The following is a 21,950-nucleotide window of genomic DNA, read 5'->3' on the forward strand; positions in this document are numbered from 1 at the left end:
CTAGCGCTGCGCCACGGCCTCGAAGCGCGCCGCCACGACATTGTCGGCCCCGAGCAGATCGAGCTGGTGGCCCGCGATGCGATAGCGCCGTACGGTTTCCAGGGCGCGCAGGATCTGCGTTTCCTGGGCCATGCCCTGTGCGCAGGCCATCATGGTGCCTGCCAGGCCTTTGATGCGAAGCTGGTCCCCATCGACTTCAAAGCCGCCCATCAGGCTGTTGCAGCCGCCATTGCCTGACAGTCGCGCTTCGTCGGTGGCAAGGATCAGGTGCGGTTCCCGCTGGTGCTCCGCCACGCTGACCGGCGCATCGCCTATCCGCGTGAGCTTCCAGTAAGTCCCGCGCAACGGACTGTCAGGCACCTGGGCGGATGGTTTCCCCTCGCCCCTCGAAGCCGATACCAGCTGCAACTGGAGTGGCGCATTGCTGCCGTCGAGCGCCGGGACATGCGTGTCGGTGGTGAACAGCAACCGGCCGTGCTGCCGGATCACCGCCCGCACGGCGTAGCGATGGCCAGGTTCAATCGCCTGGTCTTGGTAGGCAACCCCGAAATGAAAGGGTGGCTGGCCCGCCGGATCCAGCGTGGAGCGGCCGATAACCTTGGCTGGCGCTCCGGCGCGCGATACGTCTTGCAGCGTGACTTCAAACACGGCATCGGGAGGCAACGCGATACGCTCGCGATAAGCCGCCGTGCCCGTCACGGTGCCGGCCAGCGCAGGCAACGCCAGGGCGGCAACGATCGCTGCAAGAGTTTGGCGTACGGGGTTCTTCGACATGGTTTTCTCCGTTCTCGGGTTCATTGGGTTGACTCGTGAAGCCTTCACGCAATCACGACTATGTAGTTTTCCGGACAACTGCTGACTATATGCCACGCGTCGAGCCTGCACCTTCCGTTTCAGGATTCCGCAGCGTCCACGTCGATGCAATAGGCCTACATAACACACTTCTGGCGTAACGCTTTTGCCGGGCATCAAACTCGCGGTTATTCCCCAAAACTCGCGATCACACAATGCAGCGGGAATCAGGCCGGCAGCACAAAGTACAATGACGGCCCTTCACTCGGTCCTGAATCAACCGGTCACCCACTGATGATCACGTATTGAGTTTCACTTCGCATCCGATTGGGAGTATTCATGCGAAAAAGCGTTACCCCAGCCGTTCATCCCGTACGCTGTGTACTGGGAAAACGAGCAATGAAATGTAGCAAAAATATAACAAAGACACGCACTTTACACAGGCCTGCATGGCAATGCCATCTCGATGCCGTGCGATTGAAGCCTTCGGCCGCCGCGTTGTTATTTTTCCTGCTGCCTGGCATTGCGGCCGCCGATGGTGCCCGGGACTGGATCAATCTCCCGATCGACACGAATCTGGTCTATCTCTACTACAACCATGTTCAGTCCAACACGCAGCTCGACACGACCCTTCCAGTGCAAGGTGTTGACACCACCATGAACATGGCGTTGGTCCGCTATGCGTATTCCTTTCCGGTTGCAGGCAAGACCGGCGGCATCCAGTTCCTGCTGCCCTACAGCTGGGCGACAGCCACCATCGATAGTTCCATTGCTCCGCTGGCTTCGCGCGAGTTCAGCAAGAACGGCGTGGGAGACCTGACCGTTGTGCTGGCAGCCAACCTGTTTGGCGCGCCGGCAATGACGCGCGAGGCATTTGCCAAGGCCACACCACAGACGCTTCTTACCGCGGCAGTCTTCCTCACCGTGCCCGTCGGGCAGTATGACCGGAACAAGCCGGTCAACTTCGGTGGAAATCGTTGGGTAGTCAAGCCACAGCTTGCATTCAACTATCCCTTTGGCAACTCGATGCTGTCCGTCAATGGCAATGTTTCGCTTTACACGGAGAACAGTGAATACTACAAGCCGGATGGCCACGGAAAGCTTCAGCAAGAACCGTTGGGGACGCTGGAGGCGCACTACAGCTACAGCTTCAACCGCGCGCTGTGGGCGGCGGTGGACATGGTCTATAGCAACGGTGGGCAGACCAGGATCAACGGCGTCAAGCAACACAACGCACAGGACACACTGAAGCTTGGTGTCAGCGGAAGCTTCAATTTCACCCCCACGGATGCCGTCTCGATGTCCTACCTCAAGACCGTCAGCACGCCTGCAGGCGCTGCGGATGTGAAAGTGTTTTCCATCAACTACAACCACGCCTGGTAGTGGGCCGACACCCTTTCCGTGAATACCGATAACGACAAAGAACTATAAACATGAAGAGAAAACCAGGTTCCCGGCGACGCCTTCTGGCAATGGCGCTTGCCCTTGCGAGCACCCCCGCACTCCTTTTTGCGCAATCCGCCCCGGCGCCTGGCAAACCCGCCACGGACCGGACCCGCCAAGCCAATGCCGCCATTCTCAAGGAACTTCCGTTTAACGACCGGACCGACTTCGAATCGGCGCAGCGCGGTTTCATCGGCACCACACCCAACCTGGTCATTCGGGCAGAGAATGGCAAGCACGCCGCCTGGAACTTGCCGGCATACGATTTTCTCAAGGCCGAGGGGGCGCCCGACACCATCAACCCCAGTCTGTACCGCATGGCTCAGCTCAATATGTTCAACGGGCTGTTCGCCGTTGTCGACCGCGTCTATCAGGTACGCGGCTTCGACCTGTCCAACATGACGATTATCGAAGGTGACACCGGACTTATCCTGATCGATCCGCTGATCAGCAAGGAAACCGCGAAAGCCGCGCTTGACTTGTATTACCAACACCGGCCGCGCAAGCCGGTCGTGGCCGTGATCTACACCCACAGCCACGTGGATCACTATGGCGGCGTCAAAGGCGTCGTGAACGAGGCGGATGTAAAGGCTGGCAAGGTAAAGATACTGGCGCCCGAGGGCTTCCTGGAAGAAGCGGTCAGCGAAAACATCTATGCCGGTACCGCCATGAGCCGCCGGGCCACGTATATGTATGGATCGCTACTGCCGMGCGGGGCGCAAGGCCAGGTCGATGGCGGGCTCGGCAAGAGCACCTCGCTTGGCGAGGTCACCTTGATCGCCCCCACCGATTCGGTAAAAAAGACTGGCGAGACACGCACGATTGACGGCGTGCAGATGGAATTCCAGATGGCGCCCAATACCGAAGCGCCTGCGGAAATGCTGATCTGGTTCCCGCAGTTCCAGATGCTCAACATGGCCGAAGATGCCACGCACACCCTCCACAACCTCTATACGCTGCGTGGCGCTCAGGTGCGCGATGCCAGGGAATGGTGGAAGACCGTCAACGAAGCGATCAATCGCTATGGCGTGCGCGCCAGGGCCGTGATCGCCCAACACCATTGGCCGACCTGGGGCGACGCCATCGTTCCGTTCCTGGAGAACCAGCGTGACATGTTCAAGTACCTTCACGACCAGACGCTGCATCTTGCCAACCAGGGCTACACGTCGGTAGAAATCGCGGAAATGCTGAAGCTCCCCGACAGCATTGGCAAGCAATGGTACAACCGGGACTACTATGGCACAGTCAATCACAATGCCAAGGCGGTCTACCAGCGTTACCTCGGCTGGTACGACTCTAATCCCGCAAACCTGTACAAGCTGCCGCCCACCGAGGCCGCCAAGCGTTACGTGGAGTTCATGGGCGGTGCGAAAAGCGCTATCGGGAAGGCCCGGCAATCGTTCCAGGAAGGCGATTATCGCTGGGTGGCGGAAGTGATGAACCACGTCGTCTTTGCCGATCCGGATAACAAGGAGGCGCGCGAGCTGGGGGCCGACGCGCTGGAGCAACTCGCCTACCAGACCGAGAGTCCCACGTGGCGTAACGAATTCCTGATGGGCGCCCTGGAATTGCGGCACGGCGCCGTCAAGCTACCGGGCTCCGGCGTGGCCTCGGCCGATACGGTAAATGCGATGACCGCCGACATGATCCTGGACTATGCCGGCATTCGCCTGAATGGGAGGAAGGCCGCCGGGAAGACGCTCAATGTCAACTGGCTCAATCCTGAAACCCACGAGCAATACGCGATCGAACTGCGCAATTCGGTCCTGATTTATACGCTCGGGAAACAGCTTCCCAAGGCGGATGTCACGATCACGACCAACAAGCTCGGCCTGGCAGGCGTGCTGGGCGGGGCGACCACACTGAGCAAGCTGTCGCAGGCGGGAAAGGCGAAGGTTGAAGGCGCAGGCGAAAAATTCGACGAACTCGCAGGCATGCTCGACACGTTCAGACCTGACTTCAATATCGTGACGCCATAATTCGCGCTGAACGATCCGGCGGCCAATATGGGAAGCGACGTCCGCATCCGCCGAGTTGTCCGGTCCCGGCGCTCTCCACTGGCGGAGAGCCTGCGCGGAACTTTTTCTGCGCATTTCCGGGCGGATGATGACCCCGGTTCTCCGGCGCGGCGGCCGACAGGCCCGCATTCGCGGTCATGGTTCGAATGCCACGTCGGGCGCATCCGTGGGCGTTGGCGACAGGATGCCGGTCTGGTGCCGACTTCCGACGCCGAGGCAGRGAAAGCCGAACTGTAGAGCCCGTGCCCCGGTAGGGTCGTCTTGCTTTTCGCCATTCTTTTGCCGACGCGCCAATGTAAGAAGTGATCGATATCCCACGCAGCGGAATACCATATGGCTTTTGCGCACAAAAGCCAACTCCACCCCAACGCCCACCTCAGTATCCACTGGTAGAATCGGCCCCCCTCAAACAAAAGCCAGCAGATCCGATACCGCACGTAAGTGCACTCCTGACTAACCGAGCCACATCCCCACCCCCACCGCATTCATCGTCGCCCGCCCACCCGCCAGCAGCCACAACTCACGGACTTGCGCCCCCACCACCGGGGATCCGCGGGACACCTCACATATATCCAAATCCCAATAACAGGCATGTCTGCGCCGTTATGAACGAATCCTGCGCCTCCCTTAGTCTTGCGCCATGTCGGACCGGCACCACCAGCACGGAGTGGCGAAGATCCGGCCGACAGCGACGTACCGCGGCAAATGCAGTGCCGGACGCGACACAACCCAGTGCGCGGCGGCCCGCAGACCTGCCCCGGTAACGACAACGAAAAAGCGAGACAGCCTGGAATACGAGCGGCGTAGCCGCCGCCCCAGTGCACCACAAAGGAGACACTCCGCCATGCTTGAGCAGCCGTTCCCCGGCCGTGCCGCCGCCCCCGGTACCGAAGCGATCGAGGCCAAGGCCATCGACACCATCGAGGCCATCGAAGTCAATGGCTTCCTTGACCGCTACTTCCAGATCAGTGCGCGCGGCAGCACTGGCCGGCGCGAGGCGCTTGCCGGCGTCACCACGTTCATGGCCATGGTGTATTCCGTGTTCGTGGTGCCGGGCATGCTCGGCAAGGCGGGCTTTGACTCCAGTGCCGTATTCGTCGCCACCTGCCTGACCGCGGCCTTCGGCTCCTTGCTGATGGGTGTGTGGGCCAGGCTGCCGATCGCCATCGGCTGCGCCATCTCGCTGACCGCGTTCACTGCCTTCGGGCTGGTGCTCGGGCAGGGTCTCTCCCCGGCCGTCGCGCTGGGTGCGATCTTCCTGATGGGCGTGGTGTTCACCGCCATTTCCGTGACCGGGGTGCGCTCCTGGATCCTGCGCAACCTGCCATCCGGCGTGGCGCACGGCACGGGGATCGGCATCGGTCTGTTCCTGCTGCTGATCGCGTCCAACGACGTGGGGCTCGTGATCAAGAATCCGGGCGCCGGCCTGCCCGTTGCGCTGGGCAAGATCACGGCGTTCCCGGTGGTGATGTCGATCCTTGGCCTGGCCGCGATCTTCGGGCTCGAACGCCGCAAGGTGCCCGGCGGCATCCTGCTGGTGATCGTCGCGATCTCCGCGCTGGGCCTGGCCTTCGACCCTGCCGTCAAGTTCTCCGGCGTGTTCGCCCTGCCCGCGCTGAGCGCGCCGGGCCATGCCACGCTGATCGGCTCCATGGACATCAAGGGCGCGCTGTCGCTGGCGGTGCTGCCCAGCGTGCTGGCACTGGTGATGACCGCCGTGTTCGATGCCACCGGCACGATCCGCGCGGTTGCCGGCCAGGCCGGCCAGCTCGATGCGAAAGGCCAGATCCCCAACGGCGGCCGTGCCCTGACCACGGATTCGCTGAGCTCGATCTTCTCGGCCTTTTTCGGTGGCGCGCCCGCCGCGGCCTACATCGAATCAAGCGTAGGCGTAGCCGCCGGCGCCAAGACCGGCCTGGCCGCGGTGGTAGTGGGCCTGCTCTTCCTGGCGGTGATCTTCTTCTCGCCGCTGGCCGGACTGGTGCCTTCGTACGCCACCGCTCCCGCGCTGATGTACGTGGGACTGCTGATGCTCAGCAGCGTCAGCAAGCTGCATATGGACGACATGGTCGACGCCATGGCCGGGCTGGTATGCGCGGTCTTTATCGTGCTGACCTGCAATATCGTCACCGGCATCATGCTCGGCTTCTGCACCCTGGTGATCGGCCGCGTCGTGGCCGGCGAGTTCCGCAAGCTCAATGTGGGAACCGTCAGCATCGCGCTGGCACTGGCCGTGTTCTACGGCGGCGGATGGGCCATCTGAGGCTTGACGGCCGCGGCGCGCGCCGCGGCCGTTGATGCAGGCGGCACCGCGCGGGCTGATGGCCGCGCGGTGCCGCCACGCCAGTGGGTACTGAAAGCCAGYGCAACGATGACACTGGCTTTTTTGCGAAGCGGGCAAATTCCCGTCCCGCTTCTTTTTTTGCGCAGCCTCGCCCCGAATGACCGCGTGACCGCGCGCAAGGCGCTGGCCGCCAGGCTCAGGCCGCCGCGCGCCGTTGCGGCAATGCCGCCCGCAATGCCAATTCCAGCCCCTGCTCCAGGTCAGCGATCAAATCCTCGGACGCTTCCAGGCCGATATGCAGGCGGATCACCGGCTCGGTGCCTCGCCAGTACGAATGCGTCGCCAGCCGTTCCGGCGCGGCCACCTGCACCAGGCTTTCATACCCGCCCCAGGAAGCCCCCAGCCCGAACAAGCGCAGCGAATCCACCAGCTTGCGCGCCGCCGCCGCATCGGCGCCGGGCAACGCGAACGACACCAGCCCGTTGGCGCCCGAGAAATCCCGCCGCCACAGCGCATGACCGGGGTCCGAGGGCAAGGCCGGGTAGAAAACCCGCCCCACCGCCTCATGCGCTTCCAGGAACCGCGCCACCGCCAGCGCGTTGCGATGATGCTGCGCCAGCCGTACCGCCAGCGTGCGGATGCCGCGCAGCGCCAGGTAGGCATCGTCCGCGCCGATGGCCAGCCCGAAGCTATCGTGGGTATCGGCAATCCGGTGCGCCAGCGCTTCATCCCTGACCACCACCGCGCCCTGCATCAGGTCGGAATGGCCGCTGATATATTTGGTCGAGGCCAGGATCGATATATCCACGCCCAGCGCCAGCGGCTGCAGCACGTGACCGGACGCCCAGGTATTGTCGGCGGCAACCACCACCCCATGCCGGTGCGCGATCTGCGACAGGCGCGGCAGGTCCAGCACCTCGTACAACAGCGAACTGGGCGACTCCAGGTAAAGCAGGCGCGTATTCGGACGGATCAGCGCGTCCACATCGTGCTGGCTGGGCGAGAAATAGCTGACCTCGATGCCCAGGCGGCGCAGCAGCGTCTGCTCCAGACGGCGCACCGGCGCGTAGACGCTGTCCGCCACCAGCGCATGATCGCCGGGCGAGAGCAGCGCCAGGAACGTCAGCGAGATCGCCGCCAGCCCGGAAGGCGCAAGGAAGGTACGGTTGCCGCCTTCCAGCGCGGCAATTGCGTCTTCCAGCGCGCGATGCGTGTCCATGCCCTGCCGGCCGTAGGAACTGACGCGCTCGCCGCGCGCATGGCGGGCACGGATATCGTCGTAGGCGTCGGTATTCTCGAAACGCACGGTGCTGGTCCGCACCACCGGCACATTGACCGGACCGTGGCCCTGGCTGAAGGGCGGCGTGCCGGCGTGGATCAGTTGGGTATCGCGATGATGGCTCATGGTTCTTCGATGGGGATTGGACCGGGCGGCGCTCAAACAGCAAAGCGCAGCTTGTCGAAAGAGAAGACGAAGGGATCGGCCGCCACGCGCGGCGCTGCGCCCAGCGCGCGGTTGAGAAAGGCGCGCGTGCGCTCGCTGCGCGGTTCGCTGAAGATGCGGCGCGCCGGGCCATGCTCGACGATCCGCCCGCTCTCGGTGAAATACACTTCGTCGCTGATCTCCTCGGCAAAGCGCATTTCATGCGTGACCAGCAGGCAGGTCAGGCCCTCCGCCACCAGGTCGCTGATCACGTTCAGCACCTCGCCCACCGTTTCCGGGTCCAGCGCTGAAGTCACCTCATCGAACAGGATCAGCTCGGGCTCCATCGCCAGCGCGCGGGCAATCGCCACGCGCTGCTGCTGGCCACCGGAAAGCTCGCCCGGATAGGCGCCCGCCTTGTCGGCCAGGCGCACCTTGCGCAGCAGCTCGATGGCGGTAGCCTCGGCCTCGGCCCGGCCACGCCCCAGCACGCGCAGTGGCGCGATGGTGAGATTCTGCARCACGGTCAGGTGCGGAAACAGGTTGTACTGCTGGAAGACAAAGCCCACSCGCTTGCGCAGCGCGATGCGCTCGGCCTCGCTGCGCAGCTCGCGCACCGCCACGCCGCCCACCGTCACCGTGCCCTGCTGCGGGGCCAGCAGGCCCGTCATGCAACGCAGGATGGTGGACTTGCCCGAGCCCGACGGGCCGATGATGGACACCGCCTGCCCGCGCCGCACTTCCAGGTCGATGCCCTTGAGCACCGCGTTGCCGCCGAACGCGAGGTGCACGTCGCGCAGCGCAACCAGCGGCGCTGGCGTGGGGACCGCGGACAACACGGGTCCGCCGCTATGTTCAGGCAACAGCATGTTTTTGTTCCAGGAAACGGGTGAAGCGCGAGATCGGGTAGCACCAGGCAAAGAACATCGCCAGCACGATGAAGTAGATCAGCACGGTAAAAGCGGTCTGGTTGACGGTATTGCTGGCGATCTGCGCGGTATCGAGCAAATCGTGCACGCCCACCAGCGAAGCCAGCGCGGTGCTCATGGTGAGTGTGGCGTACAGGTTCATCCATGGCGGCAGCATGCGCCGCACGCACTGCGGCCCGACGATCAGCCGCAGGATCTGCCAGCGCGAGAACGCCATCGAGCTGGCCGCCTCCCACTGCGTGAGCGGGATCGACTGCACCGCGCCACGCAGCACCTCGGCCACATTGGCGCTGGCCGGCAGCGCCAGTCCCACCACCACCTTGAGCCAGTCCGGGAACGGCACGATATGGCTGCCGATGTTCAGCTCGAACGGAAAGACATAGGTGGAGAAGTAGATCAGCACCAGCCACGGCGCATTGCGGAACACCTGCACATAAAGCTGCGCCGGGCGCCACAGCAGCGCCAGCGGCGACAGCCGCAGCGCGCCGACCAGCAGCCCGCCAGCGGTGCCCAGCGCGATCGCCAGCAGGCTCACGCCGATATTGACCAGGAAGCCGCGCGCCAGCGCCGGCGACCATTGCCACGCGCTGGCCAGCGCCCGCGCCAGGTCCGGATGGCGGGTGGCGGCCAGCGCCACCGCCACGAGCGGCAGGAGCCACAGCAGGCTGGCGAAGCGGCCCACGCGCGGCCATGCCGGCGCGCCGCGGAAAATGGAATCAGCGGTCGCCATAGCCGGGCATCCTCAGCCGAAGTTCCAGCCAGTTGCCGGCCTGGCTGACCACCCAGGTCAGCAGGCCAAAAAACAGCAGCAACAGCACCATCAGTTCCAGCACGTTATCGCGCTGGGTCCAGATCATGATGGAGGCATAGGTGATATCGCCCACGGCAATGGCCGACGCCACCGCCGTGGCCTTGACCAGATCCACGGAGTTGTTGACCAGGGCAGGCAGCGCGAAGCGCACCGCCAGCGGCAACTGCACCCGCCACAGCAAGGTGCGGCGGTCGAAGCCGAGCGAGGCCGCCGCCTCCAGCGTGACCCTGGGCACCGCTTCGATGCCCGCGCGCAAGGCTTCGGCATGGAACACACCCTTGTGCAGCGACAGCACCACCACCACCCACAGGAACGGGGTGAGCGGATTGCTCCGCTGCGCATCCTGCAAGGCATGGGTGATCAGCATATTGAGCACGAGGAAGGCGCAATAGAGCTGCACCAGCGTGGGCGTATTGCGCGTGACCTCCACAAAGGCGCGCGTGGCACCGGCCAGCAATGGCCGGCGCGAAGTCAGCAACGCCGCCATGGCCACCCCCGCCACCAGGCTGCCGGCCAGCGCGCAGACCACCAGTTGCACGGTGACCCATGCGCCATGCACGAAGGAAGCGCGGTCATAGGCATCGGCAAGAAATGCATAGTTCAGGCCGAAGCGGCGCGCCACCTCGATCCCCCAGGCAATCGCTGCATCCATCAGGAACGGCCGCCCTTGAACTTGTCGTGCAGTTCGGTCAGCGCAGGCGAAGGCGGCTGGATGCCGGCCTTCTTCTCGGTAGCCACCAGCCAGCCGCTGCGATGCCAGTTCTGCACGATGCGGTCGACGGCCTGGATGGTGTCCTGCTCGCCCTTGCGGGTCCAGATCACGGTGGGCGCGGGGTTCAGTTCCGGCAGCACGATGCGGTAGTTCTGCCACTCGGGATTGCCGCGCACCAGCGGTTGCAGCAGCGTGTTGTCGTGCACGGCGCCGGCGCAGTTGTCGCCGCGCAGGGCCAGCAGCGATTCCGCCGAGCCCTTGAAGCCCTTCGGGATGGCGCCGTATTCCACCTGTACCGGCCGCGTATAGCTGCTGCCTTGCGAGATGCAGACCGTCTTGCCCTTGAGGTCTTCCCAGCGGCGGATATCGCTCTGCCTGGGCACGATCACGGCGCCGCCCACGCGGTAGTAAGGCGTGGGCACGTGGCCGAGCTGCTCGCCGCGATCGGCGTTGTATTCCATCGATGCGATCAGCACATCGACCTTGCCTTGCTGCAGGAACTGCACGCGGTTGGAGGGCTGCACCTGCACCGTTTCCAGCTCCACGTTGAGTTGCCTGGCGAGATCCTGCGCAAGCTCCGCGTTAAAGCCCACGGGTTTCTGCGTGGCGGGATCGATCGAGCCGAAAGCGCTGCCGGACAGCATGACGCCGACCACGATCCTGCCGCGCTGGCGGATCTTGTCGAGCGTGGCGTCGGCATGGGCGGCGCCGGCGAGGAAGGTACCTGCCAGCATGGCAGCGGCGAGGACGATGGGACGCGGGGAACGCAGGGGAAAGATACGGGTCATGGTGTGTTCGAGTTCTTGTAGGCGAAGTCGTGTCTTGCGCGAATGGCATGCCGCCGGAGGGGCTGGCTGGAGCGTCCGGTGCGCCATGCGGTCAGCAAACTGTACCCATGCGCCGATGAACACGGAACGAATCATTGAGCCCATCGTTATGCGCTGCGCGTTGCCGGTCGCAGTGCCGCCAGGCCGGGCCACACCGCATATCCATGCGCGGAAAGATTCGTTGGCCTTGCCCGCCGCGCTTTCTAAGCTTTGCGCTCGATTCGCCTCCGGCCACATCCCATGCAACGCCGCACTGTGCTCCGCACCCTCTCCTGCCTTCCTGTCGCTGCCGGCGTGGCAGCCATCGCAGGCGTTCCGTTCCACAGCCACGCCACGCAAGCCGCGGAGGCCTTTCCCTCGCGTCCCGTGCGCATCGTGGTGCCGGTGGCTCCCGGCGGCAGCGCCGACAAGCTCGCGCGCACGCTGGCCCTCAAGCTCAGCGAGAAATGGGGGCAGCCGGTAGTGGTGGAAAACGTGGTTGGCGCCAGCGGCACCCTGGGCGCGGCACAGGTGGCAAGGGCCAGGCCTGACGGCCATACGCTGCTGCTGGGCGGGGAAGGCGTGACGCTGAATGCCTCGCTGTTCAAGACGCTGCCCTATGACACGGGCCATGCGTTTCGCGGCGTGAGCAAGGCGGTGGTCAATCCGCAGATCCTGGTGGCGCGGCCGGACCTGGGCGTGCGCAGTCTCCAGGATTACATCGCGCTCGCGCGCAAGAAGCCAGGCGAACTGACGCTTGGCCTGCCGGGCAACGGCGGCATAGCCCACGTCGCGCACGAAATGCTGTCGCGGCAGGTCGGCATCAAGGTCAACTACATTCCGTATGCCGGTGGCGCACCCGCCACGGTGGACTTGCTGGGCGGGCATATCGATGCCACGCTGATCACGCTGGCGGCGGTCACGGACTACGTGCGCTCAGGGCGCCTGACGGCGCTGGCGGTCACGACGCCTTATCGTTCGAAGGCACTGCCGCAAGTGCCGACCATGGCGGAAGCCGGGGCCGCCGGCTTTGCGGTGGAGAGCTGGCAGGGGCTGATCGCGCCCTCGGCCACGCCGACGCAGGTGGTGGAGCGCATCAGCCGCGATGTGGCGGCGGTGCTCAATGTGCCGGCCACGCGTGGGCAGTTGGAGGATGCGGGATATGTGGTGGTGGGTTCGTCGGCGCAGGAGCTGGACGCTACGCTGTCGCGCGATTTGCCGAAGTACGCTTCCGTGATCGCGGCTTCGGGGATTTCGTTGCGTTGAGGCGGGAGGGAAAGCGCTCACGTGATGTGAGCGCTATCGGTATGGCGGTATATGGCGCGCGCGCCCTCTCCCCGCGCTCAGCCCTGCCGATAGTCCACCAGCCGCACCGGCAGATCGCCATCGCGTTCCAGCTGATCGACCAGGCCGATCTCCCAGTTCAGGTAGGCATGCATCTCCGCCTTGCGGCGGTTCTCGTCCTCATAGGCATAAGCGCTGTACCACGCGTCTTCGTCACCGGTCAGCACGCGCGCCGCGGCAGCGCTACCCGCCCCCGCCGGTTCAACAGGCAGGCCCAACGCCTGCCAGCGCGCATTGCCGCCGAGCAGTGCCCGCACGTCGCGCCCGCTGGTGCGGCGCAACTCTGCCGCAACCGCCTGCGCCAGCACGCCGTCCGATGACGTCACGACGATGATGTCTTCGGCCTCCCCGTGCTCCAGCACCAGCGCCACCTTCTCCGGTGTGGCAAACCAGGCGCCAGGCACATGGCCGCGGCGGAATGCAAGGCTGCTGTCCACGTCGGCCACGCTTACCCCGCCCCGCGCTTGCAACTCGGCGAGCGATGCCACCTCGATCCAGGGCGCCTCCACCTCGGAGGCACGCAGTACGCGCACGGGCTCCGGCCCGGACTCGCGCGGCGCCAGCGGCGCGGGACGGAACAGGTAGACCTCATGCCCGCTGAACTGCGCCAGCCACGCGGCCGTGATCTGCGCGCGCACGCCATCCCAGTCGGCCAGCACGATGCGGGCGCGGCGGGTGCCGGCGTAGGCGTCGGTGGCCTGCACCAGTTGCCCGCCGGGCGCGCTGCGCCAGCCGGGCAGGTGCCCTGCCGCGTATTCCTCGGGCGAGCGCACGTCGAAGCGGTACAGCGTGCGTGCGCCGGCTTGCTGCTCGAAGGCGGCCAGCTGCGCCGCATCGATATGCCGCACGCCGGCGCGTTCGGCCACCCGCGCCGCACGCTCGCGCGCGGCCGCCTGGGCCGCATCGCACGGCTGCGGCGCGAAGCGGGTCTGGCCGTGGTCCAGCTTGTAGCCCGCCAGCAGCCAGGCCATGGTGCCGTCCTTGAGCGACACCACGCGATTGGGAATGCCCGCGTTGATCAGCGTCTGCGCGCCCACGATGCTGCGCGTGCGGCCGGCGCAATTGACGACCACCAGCGTGGCGGGATCGGGCGCGATCTCGCCGATGCGGTAGACCAGTTCCGCGCCGGGGCAGTCGACCGCGCCGGGAATGCTCATATTCTGGAATTCCGTGAAGGGGCGGCTGTCCACCACCACCACGTTGTCGCCGCGCTCCTGGTAGAGCCTGAGCGTCTCGGCGGTGATCCACGGCGTGCGCAGCTCATGCTCGATCACCTCGCCGAAGGCCTTGCTTGGCACGTTGGTGCCGCTGAATACCTCATAGCCCGCCGCCTGCCAGGCGCGCGTGCCGCCTTCCAGCACGGAGACGTTCGTATAGCCGAAACGCAGCAGCTTGGCCGCGGCCGCGTGGGCGATATCTTCCGCCAGGTCCGTCACGACGATGCGCGTAGTCCGGCGCGGCACCAGGCGGTCGATCGTGGTCTCGAGCCGGCCCAGCGGCGCGGGCACCGCGAACAGCAGGTGCTCGCGCGAGAATGCACCTTCTTCGCGCGCGTCCAGCACGGCCAGTTCCTCGCCCGCTGCAATGGCGCGCTTGAGCGCGGCCGGGCTCACCAGCGGATGGCGGATCAGCGCCGGCGCGGCAAAGGTGCGGCAGGTGTACTGGGTGCCGTCCTCGGGCACGGGCTCGAACTTCACGCGAGCGGCGAGGCGGGTCAGCGTGAGGCCGTAGAAGTGCAGGTGCAGCCCGGGCGTGTCGCCGGTCAGCTCGATGGTATGCACATCGGCTGGCGACAAGGTGATGGCATTGCCCGCGCGCACGTCGAGCTGGCGCAGCGGCTCCAGCGTGTCCTGGCCGGGCCTGCTGCCCTGGCTGCGGTGGAAGATGACATTGCGCTCGACGCCGCGCACCCCGGCGATCACCGCCCAGGTGGTGTGGTCGTGCGGCGGCTGCGCCTTGCCGGGCAGGCCGGCGGAAGCGAACAGCGCGAAGCCGCCGTCCGGATCTTCCGCCAGCCGGTAGATCGCGGCGGGCCGTGCCGTGTCCACGGGGAAGTGCTCGGGCGGGAACAGGTGCGCCTGGCCGGCCAGCGCCACCAGTTCGTCGGCCAGCGCGGCCAGCGGCGCCCTGTCGGCGGCCTGGCGGGCGGCGATCTTGCGGGCGCGGGCGATAAAGGCCGCGACGGCGGCGGCGCGGGCATCGCTTACGTCGCCGGCGGCCGCGTCATCGACAAGGGTCTGGGTCAGGTCGGTAATGGTCATGGCGAGGGATTTTCGTGAATGCTGGGAGAGTGCGGGGACAGTGCGCGGCTTGCGCGGCCAATGGCTTGCCCGCGCACCGGACACTAGAGCCTAAGAGAAGTTGCGCCGCCGGCTAACGAATCAGATCGCAGATCGTTATGCCGTGGCCGCCGCGCATGGGTGCGCTTCGCCCGCCGGCACGGCTTCGCATATGCATCGTCGATATTGTTCGTTCTTGCGCAGCCTCGTATTCCTTAGAGTAAAGGCCTGCCGCCACCCGCCGCGGCTTCGCACCGACCAAGGACTCCCCATGACGACCCGGAACCAGCGCACTGCCGCCATTGCCACCACCCTTGCCGAGGTCCGCGCACTGACCGCGCAGCGCGACATCGACCGCGCCACGCTGGCACAGGTCGCCGCGGTCCTGCAGAACCTGGCCAGCCGCAAGGACCTGTTCGGCTTTGCCGACTTTCCGCCGCCCGGCGATGGCGCCACCACCTCCACCCGCTACCGCCTGAGCGAGGAAGGCCAGTTGCCGGCGCTCTACCTCAACTCGATCGTGCCGGGCAAGAAAACCATCCCGCACAACCACGACACCTGGGCCGTGATCGTGGCCGTGCAGGGCGATGAACTCAACCGCGTCTACCGCCGCACCGACGACGGCAGCAACCCCGAGCGGGCCAGCATCGAACTGGAGCGCGAACTGGTGGTGCGCCCGGGCACGCCGATCAGCTTCCTGCCGCAAGACATCCACAGCATTCACGTGGTCGGCGACGCGCAACGGCTGGCGGCGCTGGGCTACCGGGACGTCACGCTGCTGGCCGGCGGCGCGCCGGCCTGGGCTCTGGCCGGCTTCACTTTGTTCAAAGGCGTCAACGTGCCGTCCAAGACGTTTGGCGAACTGGTGGAACACCTGCAGGAAACGCCGCGCCTGAGCGCCGCGGAACTGGTAGCGCGCCGCGCCGCCGGCGAGCCCCTGGTACTGGTGGACGGCCGCACCTTCGATGAACACCAGAAGATGACCATCCCCGGCGCGCACAGCCTGCCCAACGGCGAGCTGGCCTTGCGCCTGTCCGCCCTGCTGCCGGATGCACGGACCACCGTGGTGGTGCACTGCGCCGGGCGCACGCGCAGCATCATCGGGGCCCAGACGCTGCGCAACCTCGGCCTGCCCAATCCGGTGCTGGCGCTGGAAAACGGCACGCAGGGCTGGTACCTGGCCGACTACGCGCTGGAACACGGCAGCCAGCGCCGCTACCCGCCAGCCCCGGCAGCCGGCGAGCTGGCCGAGGCGCGTGCGCGCTCGGCCCGGCTGCTGCAGCGCGACGGGCTGCCCGCGCTGTCGGCCACGCAGGCGCAGCAGTGGCTGGACGACGACCGCCGCACCACCTACCTGCTCGACATCCGCACCGCGGAGGAATTCGCCCAGGGATCGATCGACGGCGCACAGCATGCGCCCGGTGGCCAGCTGGTGCAGGCCACCGACCAGTACATCGGCGTACGCGGCGGCCGCGTGATCGTGTTCGACGACGACGGCGTGCGGGCGCCCGTGGTGGCGAGCTGGCTGCACCAGATCGGCTACGAGAGCGCCGTGCTGGCCCATGGCGTCAATGCCGCCGTCAAGGCACCCGCGCCGCCGCGCACCCTGCCCGCCCATGCCCTGCCGGTGCTCGACGCCAACCTGCTGCGCGCTCTGTATGCCGAAGCGCCCGATGCGCTGCGCTTCGACCTGCGCGACAGCGCCGAATACGCACGCGGCCATGCCAAAGGCGCAGCCTGGTCGATCCGCCCGCGCCTGCCGGCCACGCTCGACCGCCTCGGCGCCACGCACGACCATCCGGTCATCCTGATCGCCAGCGAGCCGCATATTGCCAACCTGGCCGGCCTGGACCTGCTGGCCGAAGGCTACCGGCACGTGTATCGCCTGGCCGAGGGCTACCAAACCTGGCAAGCCGCGGGCCTGCCCGAAGCAACCGAACCCACGCCGCTGCCCCCCGAGACGCGTATCGACTACCTTTTCTTCGTGCACGACCGCCACGAAGGCAACAAGGACGCCGCCCGYGCCTACCTGGCCTGGGAAACGGGACTGATCGCCCAGTGCGCGCCGGACGAGATCGGCCGCTTCCGGATCCCGGCACCCGCCGCGCTGGCGTCGGCCCGTCACAAGACCGCGTGAAATCATTCGCCATTGGCTTTGGCCACCCCGGAAGCGTTGCGCTCGGGCGTTGGTATCGACTCGCGGGCAATTCGCCTGCCGTTGATTGTTATTTAATAATAATTACCAATAAATTATGTAATACCATAATACGTAGACAGCTTGTGCTATGATATTTCATATCTTTTTGATGTGAAACTATGCTATGCCATCCTTCTACGACCAGCTTCAGGCCCGCCGCGCCGCACGGAAGTCCTCGCTTGGGGACGTGGCGCGGCTGATTGGCATGGCGCCGTCGAATCTCACCACGGCACTGAGCGGCCGGCATGATGTGCGCGCCTCCACACTCGAAGCCGTGGGCGCGGCGCTTGATGCGGAATGGGTGCTGGTGCCCCGCGAGCACCTGCTCGCCGTGCGGCGCCTGATCGAAGGCAAGGACAGCGGCCCGGACCGCGAAGCCAGGACATCGGTCGAGATGTTCCTGGAGCAGGAACCGTGAGCCCCGGACTGCGCCCCCGCTACCTGGAGGTACACCTGCACGGCGTACTGTGCGGCTACCTGTGCGAAGTCGAGCGCACCTGCCGCTTTGTACCCGCGGAAGCCTTTCGTGGCGACCCGTTGCGGCCCACGCTCAGCCTCTCGCTGACCTTTCCCGGCAATGACACGCTGACCGCGGCGGTACTGGCCAACCCCTTCCACCCCGCGCTCYACAACACCAACGGCGCGCTGCCGCCCTATTTCGCCGGGCTGCTGCCCGAAAGCGAATTGCGCAAGCGGCTGGAAGCCACACGCCATCATCCCGAGGACCGCGACGATTTCGGCATCCTGGCCGCCGCCGGCGAGGACCTGCCCGGCGCGGTGGTGGTGCGCCCCGCGCCCATCGACGCCCTGCCCGCGCACGTACGCACGGTTGGCGTGACGGGTGGCGCGGACAACCTGGAAATTGCCGTCATCGAAGGCGCCACCGAAGGCGCGGCCTCGGTCTCGGGCGTGCAGAACAAGATTGCGCTATCCACCGCGCATGCCGGCAAGCGCTACACCATGCCCACCCACGGGCACCTGTCGGACCTGATCGCCAAGCTGCCCACGCGCAACGACGACAGCCAGGTCTTCAACGAATACGTGTCGATGCAACTGGCACAGGCCGCCGGCGTGGCGGTCGCGCCGTGCCGGCCCGCGCCGCTGGCCGCCATCGAGGTGGAAGGCATGGCCGAAGCCCTTGGCGCGGATCTGCACTTCCTCGCCGTGGACCGCTTCGACCGCGAGCCGGGCGGACGCGTGCATGCCGAGGACGGTTGCCAGTTGCTGACCCGCATGCCCAATCGCAAGTACGCCGGCCGCGACGCCTACGCCGTGCTGGTGCAATTGCTGGAGCGGCTGAGCGTGCGCGGGATCGAGGATGTGCGGCAGTTCTTTATCCGGCAGGCCGTCAACACCCTGCTGGGCAACAGCGACGCCCACCTGAAGAACTTCTCCTTCCTGTACCGCAACGGCATCGCGCCAGAGCTGTCGCCTGCCTACGACATCGTCAGCGTGGCGGCCCTGCCGGGCTTTGCCGGCTTCGGCCAGAACGTCGTCATCGACCGCCAGCAGCGCGTGCAAACCCTGCAAACCTACCGCGAGTTCGCGCGCGAGGCGAAAATCGCCGGGCGCATCGCCACCGCCGCCGTCAAAGATGCGGTGGCCATGGCCCACGAGCGATGGCCCGCCTTGCTGGAACAACTACCGGCTCCGGCGGGCATGCGCGCGGTGGTGCTGGAGCGGCTGGCGACGCTACCGCTGGCACGGCGCAAATAGACGGCACTCGAAAAGCGGACCCCGCCTCAGGCCAGCAGCCGGTACGCCAGCCGTGCCGCCACCCGCGCGCCCTGATGATCGCGGTCGTAGTTGGGGTTGTACTCGGCCAGGTCGGCCACGCGCAACTTGCCGCTGCGCCGCACCTCGCCCACCAGCGCCTCGACTACCGCCAGCGGCACGCCAAAGGCAGCAGGCGCCGAGACGCCTGGCATGACGGCGGCCGGCAGCGCATCCAGATCGATGGTGAGATAGACATGCCCGGCCAGGGCCATGCGCTCCCTCAACGCGGCCAGGCGAGCATCGAGATGCCGTTCCTGCAAGTCGACATCCTCGACGTAAGACACGCCCAGTTCGTCGGCCCGGGCAAACAGGGCCGGGGTATTGGCGAGACGGCTCACGCCCAGGCAGACATAGTCGAACGGCTGCCCGCGGCGCGCACTCTCGCACGCGATCTGGTCGAACGGCGTTCCGGAACTTGCTGGCCGGCTGGTACGCAAGTCGAAGTGTGCGTCGATATTCACGATCARCAGGCGGCCGTCGTCGCCGGCGGCATCCAGATGCGCCCGCAACCCCTGCCAGCTGCCCCAGGCGACTTCGTGGCCGCCGCCCAGCACCAGCGGCAAGCCGCCGCCATCCAGCACGGCACGGACCGCCCCCGCCAGGCGTTCCTGGGCGGCTTCCAGTGCATCGTCTTCGCAGATCACGTTGCCGGCATCGTACAAGGCCGGCAGTCCGTGCGCCGGCACATTGGCCAGGGCGCGGCGGATTGCATCCGGCCCCTGCGCCGCGCCGGCGCGGCCTTGGTTGCGCAGCACGCCGGCATCGCAGGCGAACCCAACCAGCACCGGCGATCCGGCCGGCAGCGGCGCGCCCGCGGCGCGCACAACATGGAACAAGCGCCTGGTATCGCCACGCTCGCCGGCGTCGGTACGGCCCTGCCAAAGAGACTCTGTCATTGCCATGCTCATTGCCGCGTCAGCACGGCTTGCAGGAAACCGCGCGTGCGCTCCTGCGTGGGCGCGGAGAAGATGACGGACGGCGGACCGGCTTCGATGATGCCGCCGCCGTCCATCACCACCACGACATCGGCGACCTCGCGGGCAAAGCCCATCTCGTGCGTGACCACCACCATCGTCATGCCTTCGGCGGCCAACACCTTCATCACTTGCAGGACCTCGCCCACCAGTTCGGGATCGAGCGCGGAGGTGGGCTCGTCGAACAGCATCACACGCGGCGCCATGGCGAGCGCGCGCGCAATGGCCACGCGCTGTTTCTGCCCGCCCGAGAGGCTGGCCGGCATGGCGTGCGCTTTATGTGCCAGGCCCACTTTCTCCAGCAGCGCCATCGCCTTGCGCTCGGCGTCGTCGCGCGAGGCGCCGCGCAGCATGCGAGGACCGAGCGTGACATTGTGCAGCACGGACAGGTGGGGAAACAGATTGAAGGACTGGAACACCATCCCGACTTCCGTGCGCAAGCGGTTCAGTTCAGGGTCGGCGATCAGCTGCCCCTGATCGAGCAGCCTGGTGCCACAGATCTCGATGGTGCCGCTCTCAGCCTGCTCCAGGCCGTTGCAGCAGCGCAGGAACGTGCTTTTGCCCGAGCCGCTGGGCCCGATCACAACCACCACTTGCGACGGCTCCACATCGAAATCGATGCCCCTCAGTACCGTATGGTCGCCGAAGGATTTGCCCAGATTGCGGATCCGGATGATTGCGGAATCGCTCATTGCACCATGCCTCCCATACGCAGCCGTTGCTCCATGTGCCGCAGGAACAATCCCGCGGCGCTAGTCAGCAGCAGATAGACCAACGCGATCGCCAGGTACACCTCCAGCGAGCGGTAGGACACACTGATGATCTTCTGCCCTTCGTGCATCACGTCGTGAATGGTCAGCAGCGATACCAGTGCGGAGTTCTTGATCAATGCGATGAACTCATTGCCTAGCGGCGGAATCATGCGCACGATCGCTTGCGGCAGGATCACCGCGCGCATCGCCTGGCCTGACGACATGCCGATGGAACGCGCGGCTTCCATCTGACCCTTGTCGACAGACTGGATCGCGCCCCGCACAATCTCGGAGACATAGGCGCCGGAATAGATGCCCAGGCCGATCACGCCGCAAACGAATGCCGGTAGCAGGATGTCAAATTGCGGCAGCCCGAAGAACAGCAAGAACAGTTGCACCAGCAAGGGCGTGCCACGAATCGCGGTCACGTAGGCGGTACAGATGCCATACACGACGCGGCGCCGCGGATCGAGCCGGCCGATGCCAACCAGCAAGCCCATCACGCACCCGAGCACCAGCGCGCAGGCTGTCACCTCGACCGTGACCACGGCGCCGCGCACCAGGTCGGGCCAGCCGGCCCAGACCGGCGAGAAGTCCAGTTCCATGATGTCTTCCCGCCTTACTTATGCGCGGCGCCGAACCATTTCTGGATCAACTGCGCATAGGTGCCATCGGCCTTGAGCTTGGCCAGGGCGGCATTCACCGCGCGCGTCAGCTCCGGCGTATCCTTGCGCACCGCCATGCCGTACTCCTCGGTGGTCAGGGCTTTCTCGACCACGCGCATACCGCCGCGCGCCTTGACATATTGCATTGCGGCGGGCTTGCCGGTCACTGCCGCATCCGCGCGGCCAATCTCGACCAGGTTGAACATTTCCTGGTTCTTTTCGACTTCCACGCGCTGGACCTGCGGATAGTTCTCGCGCAGGAAATTGACTGACTTGGTACCGACCTGCACGCTTACCTTCTTGCCATTGAGATCCGCCGGGGTATTGATGGCGGTATTGCCAGTTTTAACCAGCGCGACCAGGCCTCCGGTGTAGTAGGGATCGGTGAAATCCACCACCTTGCGGCGTTCCTCGGTGATGTAGATGCCGGACACCGCCATATCGAAGCGGCGCGAGATCAGGCCGGGGATCAGCCCCTTGAAATCGATGTCGGTCCATTCGACGCGCTTGCCCATCGTCTTGGCGAGCGCTTCGACCAACTCGACATCGAAGCCCGTGCGCTTGCCGTTCTCGACGAATTCCATTGGCGGGAAGGTGGCATCAGTGGCCACCCGCAGGACTGCATTGTCCTGGGCTCGCGCCAGGCCGGTGGCCAGGCTGAGGCCCATCAGGCCAATAAGCAGGCATTTGCGTCGAAGATTCATCAGTCGCTCCTCTCGTAGGTATTGGATTTCGTACTGGTTAT

18 protein-coding genes are annotated in these 21,950 nt (G+C 65.8%); 7 read left to right on the forward strand and 11 right to left on the reverse strand.

Annotated elements, in window-relative coordinates:
* Positions 1 to 774, reverse strand: coding sequence for a YbaY family lipoprotein (locus AC1DKD_RS10995; protein ID WP_441632820.1), 774 nt, complete (start codon positions 772 to 774; stop codon positions 1 to 3).
* A 495-nt stretch (positions 775 to 1,269) separates the two neighbouring features.
* On the opposite strand from AC1DKD_RS10995, the gene AC1DKD_RS11000 reads away from it, so the two are divergent.
* The 3 genes from AC1DKD_RS11000 to AC1DKD_RS11010 all read left to right on the forward strand — a co-directional run bounded on the left by AC1DKD_RS11000 (position 1,270) and on the right by AC1DKD_RS11010 (position 6,516).
* Entirely contained in the window at positions 1,270 to 2,175 is a 906-nt protein-coding gene (locus tag AC1DKD_RS11000) for a transporter (protein ID WP_441632822.1), read from the forward strand.
* Positions 2,176 to 2,264: 89 nt separating this feature from the next.
* Positions 2,265 to 4,214: an alkyl/aryl-sulfatase gene (locus tag AC1DKD_RS11005; protein WP_477143276.1), complete on the forward strand. Its 1,950-nt coding sequence runs from the start codon at positions 2,265 to 2,267 to the stop codon at positions 4,212 to 4,214.
* A gap of 883 nt (positions 4,215 to 5,097) precedes the next feature.
* Entirely contained in the window at positions 5,098 to 6,516 is a 1,419-nt protein-coding gene (locus AC1DKD_RS11010; protein ID WP_441632826.1) for an NCS2 family permease, read from the forward strand.
* A gap of 217 nt (positions 6,517 to 6,733) precedes the next feature.
* On the opposite strand, the gene metC is transcribed toward AC1DKD_RS11010, so the two are convergent.
* Genes metC through AC1DKD_RS11035 form a run of 5 tightly spaced genes read right to left on the reverse strand, consistent with a single transcriptional unit; the run spans position 6,734 to position 11,200 of the window.
* Positions 6,734 to 7,942, reverse strand: a complete 1,209-nt coding sequence (gene metC, locus AC1DKD_RS11015) for a cystathionine beta-lyase (RefSeq protein WP_441632828.1) — start codon at positions 7,940 to 7,942, stop codon at positions 6,734 to 6,736.
* A gap of 32 nt (positions 7,943 to 7,974) precedes the next feature.
* Positions 7,975 to 8,829, reverse strand: coding sequence for an amino acid ABC transporter ATP-binding protein (locus AC1DKD_RS11020; RefSeq protein WP_477102723.1), 855 nt, complete (start codon positions 8,827 to 8,829; stop codon positions 7,975 to 7,977).
* Positions 8,816 to 9,619 carry an amino acid ABC transporter permease gene (locus AC1DKD_RS11025; protein ID WP_441632832.1) on the reverse strand — a complete coding sequence of 268 codons (804 nt, stop codon included), beginning with the start codon at positions 9,617 to 9,619 and terminating at the stop codon, positions 8,816 to 8,818. Before AC1DKD_RS11025 ends, AC1DKD_RS11020 begins: the two co-directional genes overlap by 14 nt.
* Positions 9,606 to 10,352, reverse strand: a complete 747-nt coding sequence (locus AC1DKD_RS11030) for an amino acid ABC transporter permease (protein WP_441632834.1) — start codon at positions 10,350 to 10,352, stop codon at positions 9,606 to 9,608. Before AC1DKD_RS11030 ends, AC1DKD_RS11025 begins: the two co-directional genes overlap by 14 nt.
* Positions 10,352 to 11,200, reverse strand: coding sequence for a transporter substrate-binding domain-containing protein (locus tag AC1DKD_RS11035; protein ID WP_441632836.1), 849 nt, complete (start codon positions 11,198 to 11,200; stop codon positions 10,352 to 10,354). Before AC1DKD_RS11035 ends, AC1DKD_RS11030 begins: the two co-directional genes overlap by 1 nt.
* A gap of 279 nt (positions 11,201 to 11,479) precedes the next feature.
* Here AC1DKD_RS11035 and AC1DKD_RS11040 point away from each other — a divergent pair, with 279 nt between their 5' ends.
* Complete coding sequence (locus tag AC1DKD_RS11040; protein ID WP_441632838.1) at positions 11,480 to 12,484, forward strand: tripartite tricarboxylate transporter substrate binding protein; 1,005 nt, start codon at positions 11,480 to 11,482, stop codon at positions 12,482 to 12,484.
* Positions 12,485 to 12,561: 77 nt separating this feature from the next.
* On the opposite strand, the gene AC1DKD_RS11045 is transcribed toward AC1DKD_RS11040, so the two are convergent.
* On the reverse strand, positions 12,562 to 14,823 hold the full coding sequence (locus AC1DKD_RS11045) for a rhodanese-like domain-containing protein (protein ID WP_477111399.1): 2,262 nt from the start codon (positions 14,821 to 14,823) through the stop codon (positions 12,562 to 12,564).
* Between the two features lie 289 nt (positions 14,824 to 15,112).
* Here AC1DKD_RS11045 and AC1DKD_RS11050 point away from each other — a divergent pair, with 289 nt between their 5' ends.
* From AC1DKD_RS11050 to AC1DKD_RS11060, 3 genes are all read left to right on the forward strand, one after another.
* A complete protein-coding gene (locus AC1DKD_RS11050) occupies positions 15,113 to 16,978 on the forward strand; it encodes a rhodanese-like domain-containing protein (protein ID WP_477143277.1) in 1,866 nt (621 codons plus the stop codon).
* Positions 16,979 to 17,162: 184 nt separating this feature from the next.
* Entirely contained in the window at positions 17,163 to 17,456 is a 294-nt protein-coding gene (locus AC1DKD_RS11055; protein WP_045236754.1) for a helix-turn-helix domain-containing protein, read from the forward strand.
* Entirely contained in the window at positions 17,453 to 18,754 is a 1,302-nt protein-coding gene (locus AC1DKD_RS11060) for a type II toxin-antitoxin system HipA family toxin (RefSeq protein ID WP_477143278.1), read from the forward strand. Before AC1DKD_RS11055 ends, AC1DKD_RS11060 begins: the two co-directional genes overlap by 4 nt.
* A gap of 26 nt (positions 18,755 to 18,780) precedes the next feature.
* Here AC1DKD_RS11060 and hutG read toward each other — a convergent pair whose 3' ends face one another.
* From hutG to AC1DKD_RS11080, 4 genes are read right to left on the reverse strand one after another with little or no spacing between them, the layout of a single operon-like run.
* Positions 18,781 to 19,722: a formimidoylglutamase gene (hutG, locus tag AC1DKD_RS11065; protein WP_477102729.1), complete on the reverse strand. Its 942-nt coding sequence runs from the start codon at positions 19,720 to 19,722 to the stop codon at positions 18,781 to 18,783.
* Entirely contained in the window at positions 19,719 to 20,480 is a 762-nt protein-coding gene (locus AC1DKD_RS11070) for an amino acid ABC transporter ATP-binding protein (RefSeq protein WP_441629467.1), read from the reverse strand. Before AC1DKD_RS11070 ends, hutG begins: the two co-directional genes overlap by 4 nt.
* Entirely contained in the window at positions 20,477 to 21,145 is a 669-nt protein-coding gene (locus AC1DKD_RS11075) for an amino acid ABC transporter permease (RefSeq protein ID WP_441629468.1), read from the reverse strand. Before AC1DKD_RS11075 ends, AC1DKD_RS11070 begins: the two co-directional genes overlap by 4 nt.
* Positions 21,146 to 21,159: 14 nt before the next feature.
* Entirely contained in the window at positions 21,160 to 21,909 is a 750-nt protein-coding gene (locus AC1DKD_RS11080; RefSeq protein ID WP_441629469.1) for a glutamine ABC transporter substrate-binding protein, read from the reverse strand.
* Between the last annotated feature and the right edge of the window lie 41 nt (positions 21,910 to 21,950).

Source organism: Cupriavidus sp. 05T313 (genome assembly GCF_056396665.1).

Coding starts and splice junctions, on each gene's coding strand:
- AC1DKD_RS10995 (WP_441632820.1), bottom strand. CDS start 774: ATGTCGAAGAACCCCGTACGCCAAACTCTTGCAGCGATCGTTGCCGCC.
- AC1DKD_RS11010 (WP_441632826.1), top strand. CDS start 5,098: ATGCTTGAGCAGCCGTTCCCCGGCCGTGCCGCCGCCCCCGGTACCGAA.
- metC (WP_441632828.1), bottom strand. CDS start 7,942: ATGAGCCATCATCGCGATACCCAACTGATCCACGCCGGCACGCCGCCC.
- AC1DKD_RS11025 (WP_441632832.1), bottom strand. CDS start 9,619: ATGGCGACCGCTGATTCCATTTTCCGCGGCGCGCCGGCATGGCCGCGC.
- AC1DKD_RS11030 (WP_441632834.1), bottom strand. CDS start 10,352: ATGGATGCAGCGATTGCCTGGGGGATCGAGGTGGCGCGCCGCTTCGGC.
- AC1DKD_RS11035 (WP_441632836.1), bottom strand. CDS start 11,200: ATGACCCGTATCTTTCCCCTGCGTTCCCCGCGTCCCATCGTCCTCGCC.
- AC1DKD_RS11040 (WP_441632838.1), top strand. CDS start 11,480: ATGCAACGCCGCACTGTGCTCCGCACCCTCTCCTGCCTTCCTGTCGCT.
- AC1DKD_RS11045 (WP_477111399.1), bottom strand. CDS start 14,823: ATGACCATTACCGACCTGACCCAGACCCTTGTCGATGACGCGGCCGCC.
- AC1DKD_RS11055 (WP_045236754.1), top strand. CDS start 17,163: ATGCCATCCTTCTACGACCAGCTTCAGGCCCGCCGCGCCGCACGGAAG.
- AC1DKD_RS11070 (WP_441629467.1), bottom strand. CDS start 20,480: ATGAGCGATTCCGCAATCATCCGGATCCGCAATCTGGGCAAATCCTTC.
- AC1DKD_RS11075 (WP_441629468.1), bottom strand. CDS start 21,145: ATGGAACTGGACTTCTCGCCGGTCTGGGCCGGCTGGCCCGACCTGGTG.
- AC1DKD_RS11080 (WP_441629469.1), bottom strand. CDS start 21,909: ATGAATCTTCGACGCAAATGCCTGCTTATTGGCCTGATGGGCCTCAGC.